Annotated in this window: 20 protein-coding genes and 1 pseudogene; 16 read left to right on the plus strand and 5 right to left on the minus strand. The window is 74.3% G+C overall.

From position 1 onward, the window contains the following. Positions 1 to 25 precede the first annotated feature (25 nt). The 5 genes from E2C06_RS24550 (at position 26) to E2C06_RS24570 (ending at position 6,570) form a co-directional block, all read left to right on the plus strand. The gene (locus tag E2C06_RS24550) at positions 26 to 286 is read left to right on the plus strand and encodes a type II toxin-antitoxin system VapB family antitoxin (RefSeq protein ID WP_165982635.1); all 261 of its coding nucleotides are present in this window, start codon (positions 26 to 28) and stop codon (positions 284 to 286) included. Beyond that, positions 283 to 684: a type II toxin-antitoxin system VapC family toxin gene (locus tag E2C06_RS24555; protein WP_133291227.1), complete on the plus strand. Its 402-nt coding sequence runs from the start codon at positions 283 to 285 to the stop codon at positions 682 to 684. The genes E2C06_RS24550 and E2C06_RS24555 overlap by 4 nt, the downstream gene beginning before the upstream one ends. Then, positions 677 to 2,830, plus strand: coding sequence for a glycine--tRNA ligase subunit beta (gene glyS / locus E2C06_RS24560; RefSeq protein ID WP_133291228.1), 2,154 nt, complete (start codon positions 677 to 679; stop codon positions 2,828 to 2,830). The genes E2C06_RS24555 and glyS overlap by 8 nt, the downstream gene beginning before the upstream one ends. 82 nt (positions 2,831 to 2,912) lie before the next feature. Next, positions 2,913 to 5,585, plus strand: coding sequence for a pyruvate, phosphate dikinase (ppdK, locus tag E2C06_RS24565; RefSeq protein WP_133291229.1), 2,673 nt, complete (start codon positions 2,913 to 2,915; stop codon positions 5,583 to 5,585). A 112-nt stretch (positions 5,586 to 5,697) separates the two neighbouring features. Continuing rightward, complete coding sequence (locus tag E2C06_RS24570) at positions 5,698 to 6,570, plus strand: SDR family oxidoreductase (protein ID WP_133291230.1); 873 nt, start codon at positions 5,698 to 5,700, stop codon at positions 6,568 to 6,570. A 267-nt stretch (positions 6,571 to 6,837) separates the two neighbouring features. On the opposite strand, the pseudogene E2C06_RS40885 reads toward E2C06_RS24570, so the two are convergent. Further along, positions 6,838 to 7,035: pseudogene (locus E2C06_RS40885) on the minus strand (methyltransferase family protein); the annotation flags it as partial. Between E2C06_RS40885 and E2C06_RS37875 the strand changes: the two are divergent. Continuing rightward, on the plus strand, positions 6,992 to 7,162 hold the full coding sequence (locus E2C06_RS37875) for a hypothetical protein (RefSeq protein ID WP_165982636.1): 171 nt from the start codon (positions 6,992 to 6,994) through the stop codon (positions 7,160 to 7,162). The pseudogene E2C06_RS40885 and the gene E2C06_RS37875 sit on opposite strands and share 44 nt — an antisense overlap. A 3-nt stretch (positions 7,163 to 7,165) precedes the next feature. Here the strand turns inward: E2C06_RS37875 and E2C06_RS24580 are convergent, their stop codons facing one another. After that, complete coding sequence (locus E2C06_RS24580; RefSeq protein ID WP_133291231.1) at positions 7,166 to 7,603, minus strand: DsrE family protein; 438 nt, start codon at positions 7,601 to 7,603, stop codon at positions 7,166 to 7,168. Between the two features lie 25 nt (positions 7,604 to 7,628). Beyond that, positions 7,629 to 8,495, minus strand: coding sequence for a CAF17-like 4Fe-4S cluster assembly/insertion protein YgfZ (ygfZ, locus tag E2C06_RS24585; RefSeq protein WP_133291232.1), 867 nt, complete (start codon positions 8,493 to 8,495; stop codon positions 7,629 to 7,631). 77 nt (positions 8,496 to 8,572) lie between these two features. Here ygfZ and E2C06_RS24590 point away from each other — a divergent pair, with 77 nt between their 5' ends. The 5 genes from E2C06_RS24590 to asnB are packed head-to-tail and all read left to right on the plus strand — an operon-like array spanning position 8,573 to position 14,195. After that, positions 8,573 to 9,493: a glycosyltransferase family 9 protein gene (locus tag E2C06_RS24590; RefSeq protein ID WP_133291233.1), complete on the plus strand. Its 921-nt coding sequence runs from the start codon at positions 8,573 to 8,575 to the stop codon at positions 9,491 to 9,493. Further along, a complete protein-coding gene (locus tag E2C06_RS24595) occupies positions 9,490 to 10,323 on the plus strand; it encodes a glycosyltransferase family 2 protein (protein WP_241671449.1) in 834 nt (277 codons plus the stop codon). The genes E2C06_RS24590 and E2C06_RS24595 overlap by 4 nt, the downstream gene beginning before the upstream one ends. Positions 10,324 to 10,345: 22 nt before the next feature. Then, entirely contained in the window at positions 10,346 to 11,374 is a 1,029-nt protein-coding gene (locus E2C06_RS24600; protein WP_133291234.1) for a glycosyltransferase, read from the plus strand. Further along, positions 11,371 to 12,423 (plus strand): glycosyltransferase, encoded by a 1,053-nt coding sequence (locus E2C06_RS24605; RefSeq protein ID WP_241671450.1) that lies wholly within the window; start codon positions 11,371 to 11,373, stop codon positions 12,421 to 12,423. The genes E2C06_RS24600 and E2C06_RS24605 overlap by 4 nt, the downstream gene beginning before the upstream one ends. After that, complete coding sequence (gene asnB, locus E2C06_RS24610) at positions 12,423 to 14,195, plus strand: asparagine synthase (glutamine-hydrolyzing) (protein WP_133291235.1); 1,773 nt, start codon at positions 12,423 to 12,425, stop codon at positions 14,193 to 14,195. The genes E2C06_RS24605 and asnB overlap by 1 nt, the downstream gene beginning before the upstream one ends. A gap of 13 nt (positions 14,196 to 14,208) precedes the next feature. On the opposite strand, the gene E2C06_RS39720 is transcribed toward asnB, so the two are convergent. Continuing rightward, positions 14,209 to 14,340, minus strand: a complete 132-nt coding sequence (locus E2C06_RS39720; protein WP_241671451.1) for a ThiF family adenylyltransferase — start codon at positions 14,338 to 14,340, stop codon at positions 14,209 to 14,211. A 183-nt stretch (positions 14,341 to 14,523) separates the two neighbouring features. Here E2C06_RS39720 and E2C06_RS24615 point away from each other — a divergent pair, with 183 nt between their 5' ends. Then, positions 14,524 to 15,852 carry a dihydroorotase gene (locus E2C06_RS24615; protein WP_133291236.1) on the plus strand — a complete coding sequence of 443 codons (1,329 nt, stop codon included), beginning with the start codon at positions 14,524 to 14,526 and terminating at the stop codon, positions 15,850 to 15,852. A gap of 217 nt (positions 15,853 to 16,069) precedes the next feature. Beyond that, a complete protein-coding gene (locus tag E2C06_RS24620; RefSeq protein WP_133291237.1) occupies positions 16,070 to 16,498 on the plus strand; it encodes a GFA family protein in 429 nt (142 codons plus the stop codon). Between the two features lie 46 nt (positions 16,499 to 16,544). Here E2C06_RS24620 and E2C06_RS24625 read toward each other — a convergent pair whose 3' ends face one another. Next, positions 16,545 to 18,641: a 4Fe-4S dicluster domain-containing protein gene (locus E2C06_RS24625; protein ID WP_133291238.1), complete on the minus strand. Its 2,097-nt coding sequence runs from the start codon at positions 18,639 to 18,641 to the stop codon at positions 16,545 to 16,547. Between the two features lie 95 nt (positions 18,642 to 18,736). Here E2C06_RS24625 and E2C06_RS24630 point away from each other — a divergent pair, with 95 nt between their 5' ends. The 3 genes from E2C06_RS24630 (at position 18,737) to E2C06_RS24640 (ending at position 21,144) form a co-directional block, all read left to right on the plus strand. Then, on the plus strand, positions 18,737 to 19,432 hold the full coding sequence (locus tag E2C06_RS24630) for a biotin/lipoate--protein ligase family protein (RefSeq protein ID WP_241671452.1): 696 nt from the start codon (positions 18,737 to 18,739) through the stop codon (positions 19,430 to 19,432). Between the two features lie 163 nt (positions 19,433 to 19,595). Continuing rightward, positions 19,596 to 20,132, plus strand: coding sequence for a DUF6505 family protein (locus E2C06_RS24635; RefSeq protein ID WP_133291239.1), 537 nt, complete (start codon positions 19,596 to 19,598; stop codon positions 20,130 to 20,132). Continuing rightward, a complete protein-coding gene (locus tag E2C06_RS24640; RefSeq protein ID WP_133291240.1) occupies positions 20,125 to 21,144 on the plus strand; it encodes a DUF6352 family protein in 1,020 nt (339 codons plus the stop codon). The genes E2C06_RS24635 and E2C06_RS24640 overlap by 8 nt, the downstream gene beginning before the upstream one ends. The last annotated feature ends 98 nt before the right edge of the window (positions 21,145 to 21,242 follow it).

Here is a 21,242-nt window from a genome sequence, read left to right on the forward strand (position 1 = left end):
CCGGCATTCTACCATGGAGGCCCCGATGGGCCAGCTGAACATCAAGGACGAGGCGCTGATCGCCGACGCCAAGGCGCTGGCGGACCTGCTCGGCACCTCCACCACCGACGCCATCCGCCGCGCGGTGAACGACCGGCTGGCGCGCGAGCGGGTCGGCCGGGACGAGGAGAGGCGCCTCCGCTTCGAGCGCATCATGGCGATCGCCAAGGAAGCCTCGAAGCTGTTCCCGCCGGGGACCAGCAGCGACCATTCCGACCTCTATGACCAGGACGGGCTGCCCCGGTGATCATCGATACCTCCGCCATCATGGCGATCCTGCGCGACGAGCCGGACGCCCCGCAACTCGGCGAGGCGCTCACCCAGGCGGCCTCCGTCTCCATCTCGGCCGCGACCCTGGTGGAGGCCTGCATGGCGGTGGAAGGGCGGGCCGGCCCCCCGGTGCGGGACCGGCTGGAACGGCTGCTCGCGGCAGGCCGCGTCGAGGTCGTCCCCTTCACCGCCGAGCACGCCGCCGTGGCCGCCGAGGGCTGGCGCCGCTACGGCAAGGGCCGCCACCCCGCCGGCCTCAACCTCGGCGACTGCTTCGCCTATGCCCTGGCCAGGTCGCGCGGCGAGCCGCTGCTGTTCAAGGGCGACGACTTCTCCAAGACCGACGTAAAGGCCGCGCTCCAGCCCCATGCCTGAACTCCTGATCGAGCTCTTCTCCGAGGAAATCCCGGCCCGCATGCAGGCGCGGGCGGCGGAGGAGCTGTGCGCGGCGCTGCTGAAGGCCCTGTCGCCGCTGATGACCGCGGCGCCGCGCCCGCTCTTTGGCCCGCGCCGGATCGCGGCGCTGGGGGAGATGGCGGCGCGCGCCGAGACGCCGGGCCGGGAGGAGCGCGGGCCACGCCTCGGCGCCCCCGATGCGGCGCTCGACGGCTTCCTCCGCAAGCATGGCGCGACCCGCGACCAGCTCACCCAGCAGGGCCAGTTCTGGGTGCTGCAGAAGCCGGGGCAGGTGACCGAGGCCGCGGCGCTGCTGGCCGGGACGCTGCCCGGGCTGCTGCGCGGCTTCCCCTGGCCGAAGTCGATGCGCTGGGGCACCAGCGACTTCGCCTGGGTGCGGCCGCTGCAGCGCATCCTCTGCGTCCTCGACGGTGAGCCGGTCCCCTTCGCGCTGGCGCAGGGCGAGGACGCGGTGCATGGCCTCGCCGCCGCCGGGCTGACCGAGGGGCATCGCGTGCTGGCGGGCACCGAGCCCTTCCCGGTGCGGTCCTTCGCCGATTACGAAAGCGGCCTGCGCGAGCGCTTCGTGGTGGCCGATGCCGCCGAGCGCGAGCGGATCATCGGGACCGGCATCGCCGGCCTCGCCGCCGCCGAGGGGCTGGAGGTGGTGCCCGACCGCGGCCTGCTGGCCGAGGTCGCCGGGCTGGTCGAATGGCCGGTGCCGCTGCTCGGCCGCATCGACGAGGCCTACATGGACCTGCCGCCGGAGGTCATGCGGACCTCGATGCGGGTCAACCAGCGCTACTTCGCCCTGCGCCACGGGGATGGCCGCGCCGCGGCGCGCTTCGCCGTGGTCAGCAACATCATCCCCCGCGACGGCGGCGCGGCGATCGTCGCGGGCAACGAGCGGGTGCTGCGGGCGCGGCTGTCGGATGCGCGGTTCTTCTGGGACCAGGACCTGAAGCAGCCGCTGGAGAGCACCCTGCCGAAGCTGGAGGGCGTGGTCTTCCACGCAAGGCTCGGCACCCAGGGGCAGCGGGTGGCGCGGCTGGAACGGCTGGCCGGGCTCGTCGCGCCGATGGGCGGCGCCGAGCCGGGCCTGGCCGCGCGGGCGGCGCGGCTGGCCAAGGCCGACCTGGCGACCGGGATGGTCGGCGAGTTCCCCGAACTGCAGGGGGTGATGGGCCGCTACTACGCGCTGGCCGGCGGCGAGGACCCGCGCGTGGCGGAGGCGATCGGCACGCATTACCGGCCGCTCGGCCCGGGCGACGCGGTGCCGGCCGAGCCCGTGGCGGTGGCGGTGGCGCTGGCCGACAAGCTCGACCAGCTGGTCGGCTTCTTCGCGGTGGACGAGCGCCCGACCGGATCGGGCGACCCCTATGCGCTGCGCCGCGCGGCACTCGGGATCATCCGGCTGATCCGGGAGAACGGGCTGCGGCTGCCGCTGGCCGGGCTGATCGGGGAGGCCTTCTTCGGCTACCCGCAATCCACCGGCAGCACCGCCAGCCCGGAATTCGGCATGGCGGTCGCGGCGGAGACGATGCAGGCCGGCTGGCGGCCGCCCGCCGGGTCCGCCCATCCGCCGATGGTCGCCGCCTTCGCCGCCGGGCTGCTCGACTTCCTGGTCGAGCGCCTCCGCGTCCAGCTCCGCGCCGAGGGCGCCCGGCACGACATCCTCACCGCCGTCTTCGGCGCCGCGCCGGACGACGACCTGGTGCGGCTGCTGGCCCGGTCCGACGCCTTGGCCACCATGCTGGCCACCCCGGACGGGGCCAACCTGCTGGCGGCCTACAAGCGGGCGGCCAACATATTGCGCATAGAGACCCGCAAGGACGGCCCGCATGACGGCCCGGTCGACCCCGCGCGTTTCGTCACCGGCGCCGAGCGGGCGCTGGGCGAGGCGGTGGCCGGCACCGCCGCCGGCGTGGCCGCGGCGCTGGCCGCGGAAGACTTCCTGGCGGCGATGGCGCAGCTTGCCAGCCTCCGCGCCCCGGTCGATGCCTTCTTCGACCAGGTCGTGGTAAACGATGCGGACCCGCAACTCCGCGCCAATCGCCTGCGTTTGCTGCATATGCTCTGCGCCGCCATGGATGCGGTCGCGGACGTCTCGAAAATCGAAGGTTGAAACCGCCCGGGTGTATTAACGCCGCGTTCATGCAAAGCTGTGTCGAACGCCAGGCATCCGAAAGCCAAGGGGAACATCGCCGATGAGCAAGTGGGTCTACAGCTTCGGCGCCGGCCATAACGAAGGCAAGGCGGAGATGCGCAACCTGCTGGGCGGCAAGGGCGCCAACCTGGCCGAGATGGCCAGCATCGGCCTGCCCGTGCCCCCCGGCTTCACCATCACCACCGAGGTCTGCACCTACTACTACGACCACGAGAAGCAGTATCCGCCGGAACTGCGCGACCAGGTCGGCGCCGCGCTGGCGCTGATCGAGACCGCGGTCGGCGCCAGGTTCGGCGATACCCAGAAGCCGCTGCTCGTTTCCGTCCGCTCCGGCGCCCGGGTCTCCATGCCCGGGATGATGGACACGGTCCTCAACCTCGGGCTCAACGACCAGACGGTGGACGGCCTCGCCGCGGCGTCCGGCGACCCGCGCTTCGCCTGGGACAGCTACCGCCGCTTCATCCAGATGTACGGCAGCGTCGTGCTCGGCGTCGACCATCACCGCTTCGAGGAGATCATCGAGCACGTCAAGCTCGACCGCGGGATCGTCGAGGATACCGGGCTCACCGCGCAGGACTGGCACCGCGTGGTCGACGGCTACAAGGAGATGGTGGCCGAGGTCACCGGCAAGCCCTTCCCGATGGACCCCGCCGCCCAGCTCTGGGGCGCGATCGGCGCCGTCTTCGGGTCCTGGATGAACGCGCGGGCCAATACCTACCGCCGGCTGCACGACATCCCGGCGAGCTGGGGCACCGCGGTGAACGTCCAGGCCATGGTCTTCGGCAACATGGGCGAGGATTGCGCGACCGGCGTCTGCTTCACCCGCGATCCCAGCACCGGCGAGAACATCTTCTACGGCGAGTACCTGATCAACGCGCAGGGCGAGGACGTCGTCGCCGGCATCCGCACGCCGCAGCCGATGGCCCAGCTCAAGGCCAAGCCGCACGAGCGCAGCATGGAAGCCGCCATGCCGAACGCCTACCAGGAACTCGTCGCGGTCCGTGCCAAGCTCGAGCAGCACTACACGGACATGCAGGACATCGAGTTCACGGTGCAGCAGAACAAGCTCTACATGCTGCAGACCCGCAACGGCAAGCGCACCGCGGCCGCCAGCCTGAAGATCGCCGTCGACATGGCGCGGGAAGGCCTGATCAGCGAGACCGAGGCGATCAAGCGGGTCAATCCCTCCGCGCTCGACCAGCTGCTGCACCCGACCCTCGACCCCAAGGCGCCGCGCAAGCTGCTGTCGAAGGGCCTGCCGGCCTCCCCCGGTGCCGCCTGCGGCACGGTGGTCTTCAACGCGGACGAGGCCGAACTGCGCGCCGCCAAGGGCGAGAACGTCATCCTGGTCCGCATCGAGACCTCGCCGGAGGACATCCACGGCATGCATGCCGCCAAGGGCGTGCTGACCACCCGCGGCGGCATGACCAGCCACGCGGCGGTGGTCGCCCGCGGCATGGGCCGGCCCTGCGTCGCCGGCGCCGGCGGCGTCACCATCGACTACGGCGCCCAGGCGCTGCAGGCCGGCGGGCAGGTGGTCCGCGCCGGCGAGACCATCACGCTCGACGGCGCGACCGGCGAGATCTTCATCGGCAGCGTGGCGATGGTCGAGCCGCAGCTCTCCGGCGACTTCGCCACGCTGATGGAATGGGCGGACAAGGTGCGCCGGCTGAAGGTGCGGGCGAATGCCGAGACGCCGCTCGACGCCGACACCGCGCGCAAGTTCGGCGCCGAGGGCATCGGCCTCTGCCGGACCGAGCACATGTTCTTCGACCCGCAGCGGATCGGCGCGGTGCGGCAGATGATCATGTCGGAGACCGAGAGCGGCCGGCGCGAGGCGCTGTCCCGCCTGCTGCCCTTCCAGCGCAAGGACTTCGCCGACCTCTTCCGCATCATGGTCGGCCTGCCCGTCACCATCCGGCTGCTCGACCCGCCGCTGCACGAGTTCCTGCCGCACTCGGAAGCCGAGATCGCCGAGGTCGCGGGCTCGCTCGGCACCGACGTCGCCACCATGCAGCGCCGCGCGGCGGAACTGGCGGAGGCCAACCCGATGCTCGGCCACCGCGGCTGCCGGCTCGGCATCTCCTACCCCGAGATCTACGAGATGCAGGCCCGCGCCATCTTCGAGGCCGCCGTCGAGGTGGCGAAGGAGAGCGGCGCCGCGCCGGTGCCGGAGATCATGATCCCGCTGGTTGCGACGCGGCGCGAGCTCGAGATCACCCACAACCAGGTCGACAAGGTGGCGCAGGAGGTCTTCGCCGAGACCGGCCACCACATCGAGTACTACGTGGGCACCATGATCGAGCTGCCGCGCGCGGCGCTGACCGCCGACCGGATCGCCGAGGTCGCCGACTTCTTCAGCTTCGGCACCAACGACCTGACCCAGACGGTCTTCGGCCTGTCGCGCGACGACGCCGGCAAGTTCCTGCCGCTCTATGTCGAGAAGGGGATCATGCCGAAGGACCCCTTCGTCAGCATCGACATCGACGGCGTCGGCGCGCTGGTGAAGATCGCCAAGGAGAAGGGCCGGTCGGTGAAGCCCGACCTCAAGCTCGGCATCTGCGGCGAGCATGGCGGCGACCCCGCCTCGATCCAGTTCTGCGAGGAGGCCGGGCTCGACTACGTCTCCTGCTCGCCCTACCGCGTGCCGGTGGCGCGGCTGGCGGCGGCGCAGGCGGCGCTGACCGGCGGCGGCGGCGACCGCACGGCTTGAGGCGCGGCGGCCCGGCGCGGCGCAGCCGCGGCGCCGGGCGCCTCGTTCCGCAGACCGCCGGCAACTGCCCCGCCCCGGTCCCCGTTGGCCCGGGACCACGGGAGACATCGCCATGCCGGACAACCAGCAGACCCCGCAGCCGAAGCAGCGCCAGGACCACCAGCCCGGCACCGAGGCGGAGATGCGGCCGCAGCCGCAGGACCGCATGGAGCACTGGAAGCCGAGCGGCAAGCTGACCGGCAAGACCGCGCTCGTCACCGGCGGCGACAGCGGCATCGGCCGGGCCGTCGCCATCGGCTTCGCCAAGGAGGGCGCCGACGTCGCGGTGCTCTACCTGGACGAGCACGAGGATGCCGCCGAGACGAAGCGGCACGTGGAGGCGGCGGGGCGCAAATGCGTGACCATCGCCGGCGATGTCGGCGACGCGGCCTTCGTGAAGCAGGCGGTGGACCAGGCGGCGACCGCGCTCGGCGGCCGCATCGACATCCTGGTCAACAACGCCGCCGAGCAGCATGTCTGCGAGGACTTCGCCGAGATCCCGGAAGCCCAGGTGGAGCGCACCTTCCGCACCAACATCCTCGGCATGTTCTGGATCACCAAGGCGGCGCTGAAGCACATGCCCTCGGGCAGCGCGATCATCAACACGACCTCGATCACCGCCTTCAAGGGCAGCCCGATGCTGGTCGACTATGCCAGCACCAAGGGGGCGATCCTGGCCTTCACCCGCAGCCTGTCCCAGGCGCTGTTCCAGCAGAAGCGGATCCGGGTGAACGCGGTGGCGCCGGGGCCGATCTGGACGCCGCTGATCCCGGCCAGCTTCGACGAGGAGAAGACCGCCAAGCACGGCGAGAGCGCCGGGATGGGCCGCGCCGGCCAGCCGGACGAGGTGGCGCCGAGCTACATCTTCCTCGCGGCCGACAGCGACAGTTCCTACATCAACGGGCAGACGCTGCACCCGAATGGCGGAAGCGTGGTGAACGCGTAAGGAAGGGCCGGGGGAGGAGGTATTCTCCCCCGGACCCCCCCATCCATCTCTGTGGGTCGGCGCCCGCTGCGCGACGGCTGCCGGACTCACAAAAGGGAAGGGTGGGGCCCGGGGAGGGAATACCTTTCCCTCCCCGACCTTGGCTTCAGATCCACCGCCGCACGCGCCCCATATACGCCGCATAGGGCGCCCCGAACCGCGCCCGCAGATAGGCTCCTCCCGCGCCACCACGTGCCGGTCCAGCACCAGGAAGGCGGCCACCAGCGCCAGCCAGGGCCAAAGGTCGCCCCAGTGCAGCGCGAAGCCCGCGGCCACCGCCAGGAAGCCCAGGTAGATCGGGTTGCGGCTGAGGCGGAACGGCCCGCGTTCCAGCAGCGCCTTGTCCGGCCTGTCCGGCCGCGGGTCGACCCCGGCGCGGAGCATGGTCACCACCGTCCAGACCGAAAGCCCCATGCCCAGCGCCATCAGCAGCGCGGCGAGGTTGGGCGCCGGGGTGCTGACCGGCACCGGCACGGTCCGCTGCAGCAGCCAGCCGGTCCCGACCAGCAGCCCGACCAGGACCGGCGGCGGGACGCGGACGCCGGGACCGTGAAGGTCAGGGGCGGATATAGGCGAAGCCTTCCTGCTGCAGCCGGGTCAGCTCCACCACCCCGGCCGGGACGACGTCGCCCTCCGGCACCGCCAGCAGCGCCTCGCGGGCGACCTTCTGGCCGCGCAGGCTGTTGCTGCAGACCAGGAACCGGGCGCCGCGGCGGCGCAGCGCGGCGACATCGGCGCCCAGCTCGGGATTGCCCGCGGCGTCCAGCAGCAGGCGGATGCCGGAGGAGTTCAGCAGGCAGACCAGCTCGAGCCCGTCGCCCACCACGTCGAGGTGGTTGCGCATGTTGCCGAGCGCGGTGCGCCAATGCGCATGGTCCGGCCCGCCCTCGTCGCCGACATGGTAGACGACGCGCTGGCGGATGGGGGCGGCGGCGGCGATGCCGGCGGGGGTGGCAGCCAGGGCGATCCCGGCGGCGAGGCGGCGACGTTGCATGGGTTTGGTCCTCCTGGGCGGCAGGCTACACCACCGGCTCGCGCGCCGGGATCACCATCCAGCCGGGGATGCGGGGGGTCAGCACCGCCTCGCCGCAGGCCAGCCTGCGGCCGTCCAGCGCGTCCAGGCGCAGCTGGGCGATGCCGCTGCCGTCGCGGCCGGAGCGCATCGCGCCGACCTCGGCGCCCCCCGCCAGCACCGGCGTGCCGGGGGCGGGCAGCGGGCCGTCGACCGCAACCGGCACCAGCCGGCGCTTGAGCAGGCCGCGGTACTTGGTCCGCGCCGTCAGCTCCTGGCCCATGTAGCAGCCCTTGGTCCAGGAGACGCCGTGCAGCTCGTCGTAGCCGGCCTCGAGCAGCACGGTCTGCTCGGGCACCAGGTCGCGCGAGCCTTCCGGCAGGCCGAGCGCCAGGCGGTGGCGGTCCCAGTCCTCGGGCGAGGCGTCGGCCGGCAGCGGCGCGGGCGCCAGGGCGCGCCAGCCGGCCTCCGGCAGGCGCGGGTCGGGCGCGGCGATGGTGTCGGGCGGCACCGGCGCGCCGCCCCAGCCGGCATGCACGGCGAACTCGGCCGAGGCGTCGCGGACCGCGACCCTGGACCGCAGCCGGAAGCGGGTGAGCTTCTGCGCCAGCATCGCCGCCTGCGCCCGCTCGCAGTCCAGCAGCAGGCGGTCGCCATCGGCCAGGATGAGGAACTCCGCCAGCCACTTGCCCTGCGGGCTGAGCAGCGCGGCGAAGACCGCCGTGCCAAGCCCTGAGGGCCCCTGCGGCTCCGCCGCAGGGGATGGGGGGCCGGCCCCGGCGACGTCGTTGGTGACCAGGCCCTGGAGGAAGGCGGTGCGGTCCTCGCCCGTCACCTCCAGCACGCCCCTTTCGGGCAGATACGCGATCGGCATGGCGTGCAGGTGGGCGATCCCCCCGCCGGCTGCAACGGGTGCCCACATCGGCGCCGGCGTGTTACAGGCGCGGCGCCGTGCGCATCCTCTTCATCACCTCCACCCGGATCGGCGATGCCGTGCTGTCGACCGGGCTGCTGGACCACCTGATCCGCACCTACCCCCACGCCAAGGTGGTGGTGGCCTGCGGCCCGGTGGCCGAGGGCGTCTTCGCCCGCATGCCGGGCCGCGCCTGGACCATCGTGCTGACCAAGCGCCGCTTCCGCGCGCATTGGTGGGAGCTGTGGCGCCAGGCGGCCGGCCAGCGCTGGGACATCGTGGTCGACCTGCGGGGCTCGGCATTCTCGTGGCTGGTGCGGGCGAAGCGCCGCTACGTCCTGCGCGGCGGGCGGCAGCCGGGGCACCGGCTGGCGCATCTCGGCGCGCTGCTCGGCCTCGACCCGCCGCCGCTGCCGGTCGCTTGGTTCGGGCCGGCCGAGCGCGCGCGGGCGGCTTCGCTGCTGCCCGGCGAAGGCTTGTGGATCGGCCTCGGCCCGACGGCCAATTGGGACCGCAAGGTCTGGCCGGCCGAGCGCTTCGTCGCGCTCTACCGGGCGCTGACCGCACCGGGCGCGCCGCTGGAGGGCGCGCGCGCCGCGGTGCTCGGCGGGCCGGGGGCGCAGGAACGCGCCATGGCGGCGCCGGTGCTGGCCGCCCTCGGCGGGGAGGCGGTGGACCTGGTCGGCGGGCTGGCCCTGCCGGAGGTCGCGGCGGTGCTGGCGCGCTGCGCCCTCTTCGTCGGCAACGACAGCGGGCTGATGCACCTTTCGGCCGCGACGGGCACGCCGACCCTCGGCCTCTTCGGCCCCTCGCCGGTCGAGGCCTATGCCCCGGCCGGGCGGCGGACCGCGACGGCGGTGGCGCCGGGCAGCCCCGGGCTCGACAGCATGACGGGCCTGACGCTCGAGATGGCGCGGGAGGCGGCCGAGCGGCTGCTGGCGGCGAAGGTGGCGGCGTGAGCGCCTCCGCCCGCCGCGACCCCGCGGCCCCCGAAGGCCTGCCCCGGCCCGGCCCCCGCATCTCCGCCCTGGTGGTCGCGCGCAACGAGCAGTCCCGGCTGCCGGCCTGCCTGGCGACGCTGGCGGCGGCGGACGAGGTCGTCGTCGTGCTCGACCGCAGCACCGATGCCAGCGCGGAGATCGCCCGCGCCCATGGCGCCCGGCTGCTGGAAGGCGGCTGGGAGCTGGAGGGCGAGCGCCGCAACGCCGGCATCGCCGCCTGCACCGGCGACTGGATCCTCGAGGTCGATGCCGACGAGCGCGTCCCGCCCGCGCTCTGGGCCGAGATCCGCCGCGTCGCCGCCGCCTCCCCGCACGCCTTCCACCGCGTCCGCATCGACAACTACGTCGGCGACCGGCTGATCCTGCACGGCTGGGGCGGCAGCTTCGGCACCACCCTCAAGCCCATCCTGTTCCGCCGCGGCGCCAAGCGCTGGCGCGGCCAGCGCGTCCACCCCGGCCTCGACTGGACGGGAACCGAGGGCGAGCGGATCACCGCGCAGGGCATCCGCCACGAGCTCGACCGCGACATCTCCGACATGCTGCGCCGGCTCGACAAGTATTCCTCGGCCAAGGCGGCCGACATGCTGGCGGCGGGCAGGATCGGCTCGCTGCCGGACAACCTGCGGCGCTGCGTTTCCCGCTGGATCAAGTGCTATGTCGGGCGGAAAGGCTACAAGGAAGGCGGCTGGGGGCTGCTGATCGCGCTCTGCGCCGGGCTCTTCCCGCTGTTGTCGCACCTGAAGGCCAGGCTGGAGCCGGAGCGGCACCGGCCGAACCCGCGGGGGTGAGGGTCGTGCCGGAAGCGCGCGGGTGCGCATAGTCCTGGCGACCGAAGGCCCGCGGCTCGGCGCCGGGGCGCTGGCCGACCGGCCGCTGGGCGGGGTCGAGACCGCCTTCGCCCTGCTCGCCGCGGCCTTCGCCCGGCGCGGGCATGACGTGGAACTGCGCGCCGGGACCGCGCCCGCCGAGACCCGCGACGGGCTGCGCTGGGCGCCGCTGGCCCGAGGGGGCGGCCAGGGCGGCGCGCCGGCCGACCTCGCCATCGCCAACCGCCTGCCGCGGCTGTTCCGCGCGCTGCCACGGGGCCGGCGGGTGCTCTGGCTGCACAACCCCGGCAACTACCTGCGCAAGCCGCGCCACCTGCTGCCGCTGCTGGCCGCCTGGCCGCGCATCGTCACCCTCGGCCCCGCGCATTCCGCCAGCCTGCCGGCCTGGCTGCCGCTGCGCCCGGCCGAGATCCCGCTGGCCCTGGCGCCGCCCTTCGACGCGCCCGCGGCCCCCAGGGCGCCGCCGCCCCCGGTCGCCATCTTCGCCTCCAACCCGCTGCGCGGGCTCGACTGGCTGCTGGAGCTTTGGGCCCGGCGGATCCGGCCGGCGCTGCCGCTTGCGGAGTTGCACCTCTATGCCGGTGCCGCCACCTATGGCGGCGACGCGCGCCTGGCCGCCCGCGCCGCGCCGGTGCTCGCCCGGGCCGCCGGCATGGCGGGGCAGGGCGTCCGCGTCTTCGATCCCCTGCCGCGCCCCGTCCTGGCGGCGCGGCTCAGCGAGGCCCGCCTGATGCTCTACCGCGGCGATCCCGGCGAGACCTTCTGCCTCGCCCTGGCCGAGGCCCAGGCGAGCGGCCTGCCCGCGGTGGTGACGCCGCTCGGCGCGGTGGCGGAGCGGGTGGCGGATGGCGTGACCGGCGTGGTCGCCCGCAGCGACGCCGCCGCCGCCGAGGCGGCGATCCGCCTGCTCTCGGACGACGCCGCCTGGGCCGCCATGCACCGCGCCGCGCTCGCCCGCGGTCCCGGCCCCTCCTGGGACGACGTCGCCGCCCGCTTCGAGGCCCTGGCATGACCGCCACCGCCCCCTTGCGCATCGCGCATGTGATGGCCGGCGCGGCCATGGGCGGCGCCGAGGCCTTCTACGAACGCCTTGTCCTGGCCCAGCATGCGGCGGGGGAGGAGGTGCTGGCGGTGATCCGGCGGGAGGCGGGGCGGGCGCAGCGGCTGCGGGACGGCGGCCTGCAGCCGGTGGAGCTGCCCATGGGCGGCTATTTCGACCTGGTGACCCGGCCGCGGCTCGGCCGGGTGCTGGCCGCCCATGCGCCGCGCGTGGTGGTGGCCTGGGCCAACCGGGCCGGGCGCCATGCCGGGGCAGTGAAGCGGCGCGGCGCGCCCTGGGCCCTGGTCGGCCGGCTCGGCGGCTACTACGACCTGAAGTACTACCGCCATTGCGACCACCTCGTCGGCAATACGCGGGACCTGCGCGACTGGATCATCGGCCAGGGCTGGCCCGCCGCGCGCACCCATTTCGTGCCCAATTTCGCGCATGACTTCGCCGGCCTCGCCCCCGCCGCGCTGCCGGCGCCGGCCGGGGCGCCGAGGCTGCTCGCGCTCGGCCGGCTGCACGCCAACAAGGGGTTCGACGTGCTGCTGCGGGCGCTGGCCCGGCTGCCCGGCGCGCATCTGTCGCTCGCCGGGGAGGGGCCGGAGCGCGCCGCGCTGGAAGGCCTGGCGGCGGAACTCGGCCTCGCCGGCCGCGTCGCCTTCCTCGGCTGGCGGCGGGATACCGGGGCCTTGCTGAATGCCTGCGACATCTTCGTCTGCCCCTCGCGGCACGAGCCGCTGGGCAACGTGGTGCTGGAAGCCTGGTCCGCCGCCCGCCCCGTGGTCGCCGCCGCGGCGCAGGGGCCGGTCGAGCTGATCCGCGACGGGGAGACGGGATTGCTGGTGCCGAAGGAAGACCCGGTGGCGCTCGCCGCCGCCATCGCCGGGCTGCTGGACGCGCCGGCCCGCGCCGCGGGCCTCGCCGCCGCCGGCCGGGCCGAGTTCGCCCGCGACCATGCCGCGGCGCCGGTGCTGGCGCGCTGGCGCGAGTTCATCCAAGCCGTGGAGCCGCGCTGATGTGCGGCCTGGCCGGCCTCGCCCTGCGCCAGGGGCTCACGCCGGACGGCACGGTGCTGGAGGCGCTGACCCGGGCGCTGGCGCATCGCGGCCCGGACGGCGCCGGGCACCACGTGGCCGGCAGCGTCGCGCTCGCCCATACCAGGCTGGCCATCATCGACCTCGTCACCGGCGACCAGCCGCTGTTTGCCGGACCCGCCGCGCTGGTCGCCAATGGCGAGGTCTACAACTACCGCGAGCTGCGCGAGGCGAACCAGCTCCGCTGCGCGACGGCCAGCGACTGCGAGCCGCCGCTGCATCTCTGGCGGCGCGACGGCATCGGCTTTGCCGAGGGGCTGCGCGGCATGTACGCGATCGCCCTGCAGGACCGCGCGGCGCGGCAGGTGGTGCTGGCGCGCGACCCCTTCGGCATCAAGCCGCTCTATGTCGCGGACGTGCCGGGCGGCATCGCCTTCGCCAGCGAACCGCAGGCGCTGATCGCCGCCGGGCTGGTGCAGCCGCGCGTGCGCGCCGCGGCGCGGGCCGAGCTGCTGCAGCTGCAATTCACCACCGGCGCCGAAACCATCTTCGAGGGCGTCACCCGCGTCCTGCCGGGCGAGACCATCGTCATCGCCGACGGCGCGGTGACCGAGCGGCGCCGCCGCGCCGCGCTGCCCGAGGGCGGGCCGGAATCGTTCACCGCCGAGCAGGCGCTGGCCCGGCTGGACGCGGCGCTCGAGGAGAGCGTCCTGCTGCACCAGCGCTCGGACGTCCCCTATGGCATGTTCCTCTCGGGCGGCATCGACAGCGCCGCGGTGCTGGCGATGATGGCGCGGCTCAATGCCCAGGGGGGAACAAGCCCGGTGCTGGCCTTCACCGCCGGCTTCGACGTGCCCGGCGCGGCCGACGAGCGCGCCCAGGCGGCGGCGCTGGCGCGATCGGTCGGCGCGCGGCACGTCACCGTCGCCGTCACCGAGGCGATGGTCTGGCGCGAGCTGCCGAGGATCGTCGCCGCCATGGACGACCCGGCGGCCGACTACGCCATCATCCCGACCTGGTTCCTGGCGCAGCGGGCGCGGCAGGAGGTGAAGGTGGTGCTCTCCGGCGAGGGCGGCGACGAGCTCTTCGGCGGCTACGGCCGCTACCGCGCGGCGATGCGGCCCTGGTGGCTCGGCGGCAAGGCGCCGCGCGCGCATGGCAGCTTCGACCGCGTGGATGTCCTGCGCGCGCCGCCGACCGGCTGGCGCGACGGCATCGGCGCGGCGGAGGCGTCGGCGGCCTCGGCCGGGCGGACGCGGCTGCAGGCGGCGCAGGCCCTCGACATCGCGGACTGGCTGCCGAACGACCTGCTGATCAAGCTCGACCGCTGCCTGATGGCGCATGGCGTCGAGGGCCGCACGCCGCTGCTCGATTCCGGCGTCGCCGCGGCGGCCTTCCGGCTGCCGGATGCGCTGAAGGTGCAGGGCCACACCGGCAAGTGGCTGCTGCGGCAATGGCTGGCGCAGCACATGCCGGCAGCGGCGCCCTTCGCGCCGAAGCAGGGCTTCACCGTGCCGGTCGGCGCCTGGATCGAGCGCGTCGGCGACCGGCTCGGCCCGCTGGTCGCGGCGCAGCCGGGCGTTGCCGAGGTCGCCCGGCCGGACCGGGTGGCGTCGCTGTTCCGCCATGCCGGCGGCGACAAGCACAAGGGCTTCGCCGCCTGGCACCTGCTGTTCTACGCGCTCTGGCACCGCCGCCATGTCGAGGGGCGGCGCAGCGAGGGCGACGTGTTCGAGGCGCTGGCGGCGCGCTGAGCGCCGCCCGCCCTCAGAAGATCTTCTCGATCAGGAACATCAGCACCACGCTGCCGATCGCGCCGGCGCCGACCATCAGGACCGCCCGGTTGCTCTCGGCGTCGAGCCGCCGGAGATAGTCCGACCTGTTGGTGTCATAGGCCATGATGCCGCTCCGCTCCGTTGCGCCCGCCGTGGCGCGGGCCGGCGGGAAAACGTGGCCGTCGCGGCGGCGGTTGCCGGACGGTCCGCCCGCGTCACCGTAGCAGGGCCGAGAGGTGGTTCGCCGCCGCACCGGCCTGGGCTATAGGCTGGTGGCCGCACTCCCCCGAGGAAGGAACCCCGCCCCATGACCAGCTACGACCTCATCCTGCGCGGCGGCGCCTGCGTGCTGCCCTGGGGCGTCGAGACCACCGATGTCGGGGTGCGGGAAGGGCGCATCGCCGCGCTCGGCGACCTGCGCACCGCGCATGCGGCGAACGAGGTCGATTGCCGCGGCCTGCACGTGCTGCCCGGGCTGATCGACGCGCACGTGCATCTCCGCGACCCCGGCGACCCGGCGGTCGAGGACCTGTCGCACGGCACCAGGGGCGCGCTGCTCGGCGGCCTGACCGCGGTCTTCGACATGCCGAACACCGCGCCCTCCATCACCGACCGCGAGCGGCTGGACTGGAAGCGCGGCTATCTCGACGGCCGCGCCTGGGTCGATGTCGGGATCTATGTCGGCGCTAGCATGCGCAACATCGGCGAGCTGGCCTCGTTGGAACTGCAGCCCAACGTCTGCGCGGTGAAGGTCTTCGCCGGCAGCAGCACCGGCGACCTGCTGGTGGCCGACGATGCCTCGCTGGAAGCGGTGATGCGCAGCGGCCGGCGGCGGATCTGCTACCATTCGGAAGACGAGTACCGGCTGCAGGAGCGGAAGCCGCAATTCACCTCCGGCATGCCGCACCGCAACCACATGGTCTGGCGCGACGTGGAATGCGCCTTCCTCGGCACGCGGCGACTGATGGCGCTGGCCCGCAGGACCGGGCGTCCCGCGCATATCCTGCACGTCTCGACCGCCGAGGAGCTCGACCACCTCCGCGACTTCCGCGACCTTTGCACGGTGGAGGTGCTGCTCAACCACCTGACCCAGACCGACGAGGCCTATGACCGGCTCGGCGGCTATGCGGTGATGAACCCGCCGATCCGCGACGAGCGGCACATGCGCGCCGCCTGGGCCGCGGTGGCGGACGGCACGGTGGACGTGGTCGGGTCCGACCACGCGCCGCACAGCCGCGCGGCGAAGGAGCGCCCCTGGCCGGATTGCGCCGCGGGGCTGACCGGGGTGCAGACCATCGTGCCGCTGATGCTCGACCATGTCAGCGCCGGGCGGCTCTCGCTCTCGCGCCTCGTCGACCTGATGTGCGCCGGCCCGGCGCGGGTCTACGGGGCGACGGGGAAGGGGCGGCTGGCCGCCGGCTACGACGCCGACTTCACCATCGTCGACATGAAGAAGCAGCGGACCATCGAGGAGAGCTGGATCGTCTCCCCCTGCGGCTGGACGCCCTTCGCCGGCCATGCCTGCACCGGCTGGCCGGTGATGGCGATCCTGCGCGGCGAGGTGGCGATGCGCGAGGACGAGGTGATCGGCGCGCCGCGCGGGCAGGCGGTGCGCTTCGCCGAGGCGCGGGGGTGACAGGAAGGTCGGGGAGGGAAACTGGCATTCCCTCCCCAAGCCCCGCCCTTCCCGCTTGTGGGGCGGGCGCCGCCGCGCGGAGGGTGCCAGACCCACGAAAATGGATGGGGGGTCCGGGGAGAATACCTTCTCCCCGGCCTTCCCATCGCGTCCCCGTGTTTTCGCCCTTGCCATGCCCCGGCGCAGTCTGCGGCCGTCACATGGGGAGGACGAACCGATGAGTGGTTCCTACAAGGGCGCCTGCTTCTGCGGCGCGGTCGAGATCACCGTGACCGGCGCGCCGAACGCCATGGGCTATTGCCATTGCCGGTCCTGCCGGTCCTGGTCGGGCGGGCCGGTGAATGCCTTCAGCCTCTGGTCGCCGGACGCGGTCAAGGTCACCAAGGGCGCAGAGCACCTGGCGACCTATGCCAAGACCGAGATGAGCCACCGGCAGTTCTGCAGCAAGTGCGGCGGCCACCTGATGGCGCAGCACCCGCCGCTGCAGATGGTCGACGTCTTCGCCGCCACCATCCCGGAGCTCGACTTCCAGCCGGCGGTGCACGTCAACTACGGCGAGACGGTGCTCCGCATGAAGGACGGGCTGCCGAAGCTGAAGGACTTCCCGGCCGAGTTCGGCGGCTCGGGCGAGATGGCCGCGGAATAGCCGGAGCGGCGTGCCGGACCTCCGCTCCGGCACGCGGCGACCCGCGTCAGCTGCCGGGTCGTCCGGCCTTCGCCCGCTCCGCCTCGCGCCGCCAGTCCTCGGTGGTCTTCACCGCCGGCCGGGCCGGGCCGGCATAGGGGTCCACCTGCGACTGCGTCGCGGCGACGGCGCGGCAATCCTCGCACATCTCGAGCACCGCGAGCCGCGCCGGGTCGGCGAACATCCAGTGGCCGGATGTCGTCAGCTTCGCCTTCACCCGGTCGATGCTGCTGCGGGTGCCGAAGGCCTTCGCGCAGACGGTGCAATGCGCCGGCGGCTCGGCCTTCACCACCACCGGCTGCGCCGCCGTCTCGGCGAAGTTCAGCCGCGGCTCCAGCGTGATCACCTTCTCCGGGCAGGTCGCGGCGCAAAGGCCGCATTGCACGCAGGCATCCTCGACGAAGCGCAGCTCCGGGCTTTCCGGGTTGGCACTGAAGGCGCCGGTCGGGCAGACCATGGTGCAGGCGAGGCAGAGCGTGCAGCCCGCGGCCGCGACGCGGGCCAGGCCGAAGGGCGCCTGCTCCGGCATCGGCACGACATCCGGCGCCGACGGGTCGTGCAGCGCGCCGAGCGCCAGCCGCAGCACCTCCCGCGGCGTGCCGAGGGCGAGGAATTGCGCCGGGGGGGTCGCGCCGCGCAGCGCCAGCGGCGGGGCCAGCGCCTCGGCCAGGGTGAAGGGATCGTCGGTCTCGATCGCCGCGGCGCGCGGCAGGGCCGCCGCCAGGCCGAGGCCGTCCAGCGCCGCGCCGGCGTAGTCGAGGTTGCGGAACAGTCCTTCCGTCCCGTGGCCCCGGCGCGCCGGCAGCAGCACCCGCACGCCCGCCGCGCCCCAGGCGAAGGCGGCGAGGAGGATCGACAGGTCGGCCTGCGCGACCTCGTTCAGCCGCAGCGGCAGGACCCGGGCGGGCAGGCCGTCCCCATGCCGGGCGAGCGCGTCGATCAGCGCCTCGCCATGGGCGGCGTCGTGCAGCAGCACCACGGCGTCGCGGCCGCCGGCCTCGGCGAAGCCCAGCAGCAGGGCGCGCAGCCGGGCCAGGCTGGTCGCCGGCGGCGGCAGGGCATAGGTGGCGGCGCCGGTCGGGCAGACCGCGGCGCAGGCGCCGCAGCCGGCGCAGATCTCGGCGGAGATCACCACATGGTCGAGGGCGCGGCCCGTCGCGACGTCCCGGCCCGGCGCGATCGCCCCGGTCGGGCAGAGGTCGAGGCAGCGCGTGCAGCCCGTCCGCCTGTTGCGGCCATGCGCGCAGAGCCCGGCCTCGAAGCTGACGAAGCGCGGCTTGTCGAACTCGCCGACCAGCCCGGCGGCCGCGGCGACCGCGCGTTCCACCGCGGCGGGATCGGCCGGGTCGGCGCGGAGGTAGCCCTGCCGCACCTCGTGCGCCGGAAAGAGCGGCACGCCGCCGGTCAGGTCGAGGATGATGTCGCAGCAGCTCGCGGCCCCGTCCCGCGCCGGGCCCCAGCGGTAGGCGTCGCGGGAGGCCGGGCTCGGCGCCGCATAGCCGTCCACGGTCACGTCGAAATTGCCGAGCCAGCCGGTCGCGGCGCGCGCCCGGCCGCGCAGCACGGGGAAGGCGGCGGTGCGGGCGGGGGCGACCGGCTCGGACCCATCCAGCAGCACGGTCAGGTCCAGCCGGTCGGCCAGCCGCCCGGCCGCGGCGATGGCGCCGGCCTCGCGGCCGAGCACCAGGGTGACGCCCTCGCTCCGCAGCGGCACCAGCGGGACGGGGGGCAGCGGCACCGCCGCGGCGGCCAGCAGCCCGGCCATCTTCGGCCCGGCCGCCGCGCCCTCCCGCGACCAGCCGGCCTGTTCGCGGACGTTCACGAAGGTGAGCGGCGCCGTGCTGCCGGCCGCCTCGGCCTCCTGGGCAAAGAGCGGCGCCTCCTGCGTGCAGGCGACGGCGACGGGGCGGCCATCGTCCAGGGCGCCGAGGAAGCGGTCGAGCTGGGCGCGGCAGAGCTGCTCGGCGGTGCGCAATTCGGTCCCCCGCGCGGCGCAGCCGCGGGCGAGCGCCCGGCCGTCGAGGACCATCGTGTCCTCGCAGCTGCAGACGAAGCATATTGTCCCGCGCCCCTCCGGGGCGACAGGGCGGTCCCGCTCGGTCATCCGAACACCATTCTCCTCGGGCCGGCGCCTGGGCGTGGCGGGGCAGCGCGCATATATGCCGCGCTCCCGCCGCTTGCGACCCATGGCCCGGAGCCGTGCCGATTCCCGACCTGCCCGACCTGCCGACCGTCTTCGCTCCCGTCCCGCTGCGCGAGGGCGGCGATGCCATGGCGCGCGCCATGGCCCTGGCGCCGGAGCGCGGGGCGGGGACGCTGGCCTGGGTGCGCTCCGCCGGCCGGGCCGAGGCGGCGATGGTGCTGGAGCCGGAGCTGCCGCTCGCCGCCGCCCGCCTCGCCTTCCTGGCCGCCTGCAACGCCCTGGCCGATGCGCTGGCCGCCGAGGGCCCGCCGGAAATCCCGGTGGAATTCGCCTGGCCCGGCAGGCTGCGGGTCAACGGCGCCGCCTGCGGCGCGGTCCGCCTGGCCGCGCCCCCCGGCTGCGCCGAGGAGGAGGTGCCCGCCTGGCTGGTCCTGGGGATGGAGGCGCGGATCGCCCTGACCCTGCCGGTCGAGCCGGGGGAGCGGCCCGACCTGACCGGCCTCGCCGAGGAGGGCTGGGAGGGGCTGAGCGCGGCCGAGCTGACCGCGGGCTGGGCCCGGCACCTCATGGCCAGTCTCGACGACTGGCAGGCGCGCGGCCCGCGCCGGCTGTCGGAGAACTTCCTGGCGCGGCTGGCCGACGAACGGGAGGTCCCGGGCCAGCGGCGCGGGATCGACCCGGCGACGGGCGACCTGGTGCTGGACCGGGACGGGGTACGGGCCAGGTGGTCCCTGCGGGAGGCGCTGGCGTGAGGGCGGGCCAGCGAAGGCCGGGGGAAAAGCATTCTCCCCGGACCCCACAGCTATTCTTGGGAATCCGGCACTCGCCACGCGACGGAGCCCGACCCACACAAAGGAAGGGAGGGGCCTGGGCAGCGAATACTCCTTTCCCTCCCCGGCCTTTCTGGGGCGCCCCATGAAGCTCCCCCGCACCCTCCGCCTCGACCCCTCCGACCTCGTCGTCTTCACCGCCGCGGCCGAGCCCGGCGAATGGGCGGTGCCCGGCGGCTTCGCCTTCTGGGACGAGGACCCCGCCGCGCTCTCGGGCAAGCGCCGGCAGGATTTCCGCGCCGGCTTCCTCGGCCTGTCTTCCTTCGGCTTCTCGACGCTGGTCGAGGTCGCCGAGGCCACACCCGGCCAGCGCGAGCAGGCGGTGGCGGCGCTGGCCGCGCATGTCCTCGCCCGCTACGGCGCGCCGGACGCCGCCGCCGCCCGCGCCGCGGCGGAGGAGGAGATCGGCTTCGCCGCCTCGCTCTGCGACCACCCGCCCGGCACCGTCCTGGCGCTGGCCCGCGTCGTGGAGGACGGTGCGGTCCGCGAGCGGTTCCGCACCCTGCACCGGCGCGAGGCACCGCACCGCGACTTCGGCGCCCTGCCGGTCTTCGCCATCCTCGAGACCGAGGGAGAGGACCCGGAGCGCCCCGACCTGACCAGGCTGTCCCCGCATGGATGACTTCTGGGTGGCCTCCGGGCACCTCTTCTGCGACCGCGACGCGGCCGGCCGGCTGCGGCCGACGCCCGACCTTTGGCGCGCCTTCCTCGCCCGGCCCGAGCTGGTCCCGCCGGAGGAGGCCTGCGACGCCGAGCTTGCCTTGCACACCGGCCTGCTGGCCGACCCGCTGCGCGCGGTGCCCGCTTCCCGGGTGGCCGCGCTCGCCGATCCGGATGCGCGGGAGAATTGGCAGGTCTTCCTGCGGTTCCGTGACCGGGTGCAGGCGCAGCCCAGCCTGGAGGCCGCCTGGCTGGCGCTGTTCCGCGGCGACGTCCACGGCATCCCGCCGCTCTTCCTGCAGATGCTGACGCATCTCGTCGCCCGCGCCGCCCTGGAGGGGGAGGGGAACGCCTATACCCTCCGCGCCGCCGAGCTCTTCTTCCGCCCACAGCGCGCCGCCATCCACCAGGGCGCGACCCTGCTGGCGGACGAGGAGGTGCTCGACGCCCGCGCCGCCGAGGGCGACCTCGGCCCCATCGGCCGGCTGCTGACCGAGGCCGGTGCCGCGCCGCGCGAGGTGGAGCTCGATGTGCTGGCGGAGGCCAATGCCGCGGGCTACCGCGCCCGGTCGGACGCGCACGACCTCGCCCTCGACATCGCCGAGGACCGGCCCGGCCAGCACGGCCTGGCCCGCGCCCTGGAACGCTTCATCCACCACGTCATGGGGGAGCGGGTGACGATCCGCCCGGTCCCGGTGATCGAGGACCGGACCTGGACCTGGCATGTCGGGCTCGACCCGGAAGCCACAGCGATCGCCAATGACCTTTGGCAGGGCAAGCCGGTGCAACAGGTCCGGCTTGCCCGCATTCTCTGGCTGGGTGTCCTGGAGTTCGCGGAAATGTCGCGGGTGTTGCCGCGGGCGGCGGGCCGGCCGGTCTACCTGGCCCTGGCGATGGATGCGGCGCGGCGGGTGCGGCTGAAGCCGCAGAACCTGGTCGGGCTGCCGCTCGCCCTGCCCGGGGAGGGCGCATGATGCGCGTCCCGCCAGCCCCTGGCCTGCGGCCACCGCCGGCGGCCGGGTGCCCGAAGCGGCGCCGGCACCCCAGGCGCGACCTGCGCCGGCACGTCACG

Source organism: Dankookia rubra (genome assembly GCF_004355005.1).
Taxonomy (GTDB): Bacteria; Pseudomonadota; Alphaproteobacteria; order Acetobacterales; family Acetobacteraceae; genus Paracraurococcus; species Paracraurococcus ruber_A.

Coding starts and splice junctions, on each gene's coding strand:
- E2C06_RS39720 (WP_241671451.1), bottom strand. CDS start 14,340: ATGGCCTATGACACCAACAGGTCGGACTATCTCCGGCGGCTCGACGCC.
- E2C06_RS24635 (WP_133291239.1), top strand. CDS start 19,596: ATGAAGCTCCCCCGCACCCTCCGCCTCGACCCCTCCGACCTCGTCGTC.
- E2C06_RS24550 (WP_165982635.1), top strand. CDS start 26: ATGGGCCAGCTGAACATCAAGGACGAGGCGCTGATCGCCGACGCCAAG.
- E2C06_RS24570 (WP_133291230.1), top strand. CDS start 5,698: ATGCCGGACAACCAGCAGACCCCGCAGCCGAAGCAGCGCCAGGACCAC.
- ppdK (WP_133291229.1), top strand. CDS start 2,913: ATGAGCAAGTGGGTCTACAGCTTCGGCGCCGGCCATAACGAAGGCAAG.
- E2C06_RS24605 (WP_241671450.1), top strand. CDS start 11,371: ATGACCGCCACCGCCCCCTTGCGCATCGCGCATGTGATGGCCGGCGCG.
- E2C06_RS24620 (WP_133291237.1), top strand. CDS start 16,070: ATGAGTGGTTCCTACAAGGGCGCCTGCTTCTGCGGCGCGGTCGAGATC.
- E2C06_RS24625 (WP_133291238.1), bottom strand. CDS start 18,641: ATGACCGAGCGGGACCGCCCTGTCGCCCCGGAGGGGCGCGGGACAATA.
- E2C06_RS37875 (WP_165982636.1), top strand. CDS start 6,992: ATGGTCACCACCGTCCAGACCGAAAGCCCCATGCCCAGCGCCATCAGC.
- asnB (WP_133291235.1), top strand. CDS start 12,423: ATGTGCGGCCTGGCCGGCCTCGCCCTGCGCCAGGGGCTCACGCCGGAC.
- glyS (WP_133291228.1), top strand. CDS start 677: ATGCCTGAACTCCTGATCGAGCTCTTCTCCGAGGAAATCCCGGCCCGC.
- E2C06_RS24615 (WP_133291236.1), top strand. CDS start 14,524: ATGACCAGCTACGACCTCATCCTGCGCGGCGGCGCCTGCGTGCTGCCC.
- E2C06_RS24580 (WP_133291231.1), bottom strand. CDS start 7,603: ATGCAACGTCGCCGCCTCGCCGCCGGGATCGCCCTGGCTGCCACCCCC.
- ygfZ (WP_133291232.1), bottom strand. CDS start 8,495: ATGCCGATCGCGTATCTGCCCGAAAGGGGCGTGCTGGAGGTGACGGGC.
- E2C06_RS24640 (WP_133291240.1), top strand. CDS start 20,125: ATGGATGACTTCTGGGTGGCCTCCGGGCACCTCTTCTGCGACCGCGAC.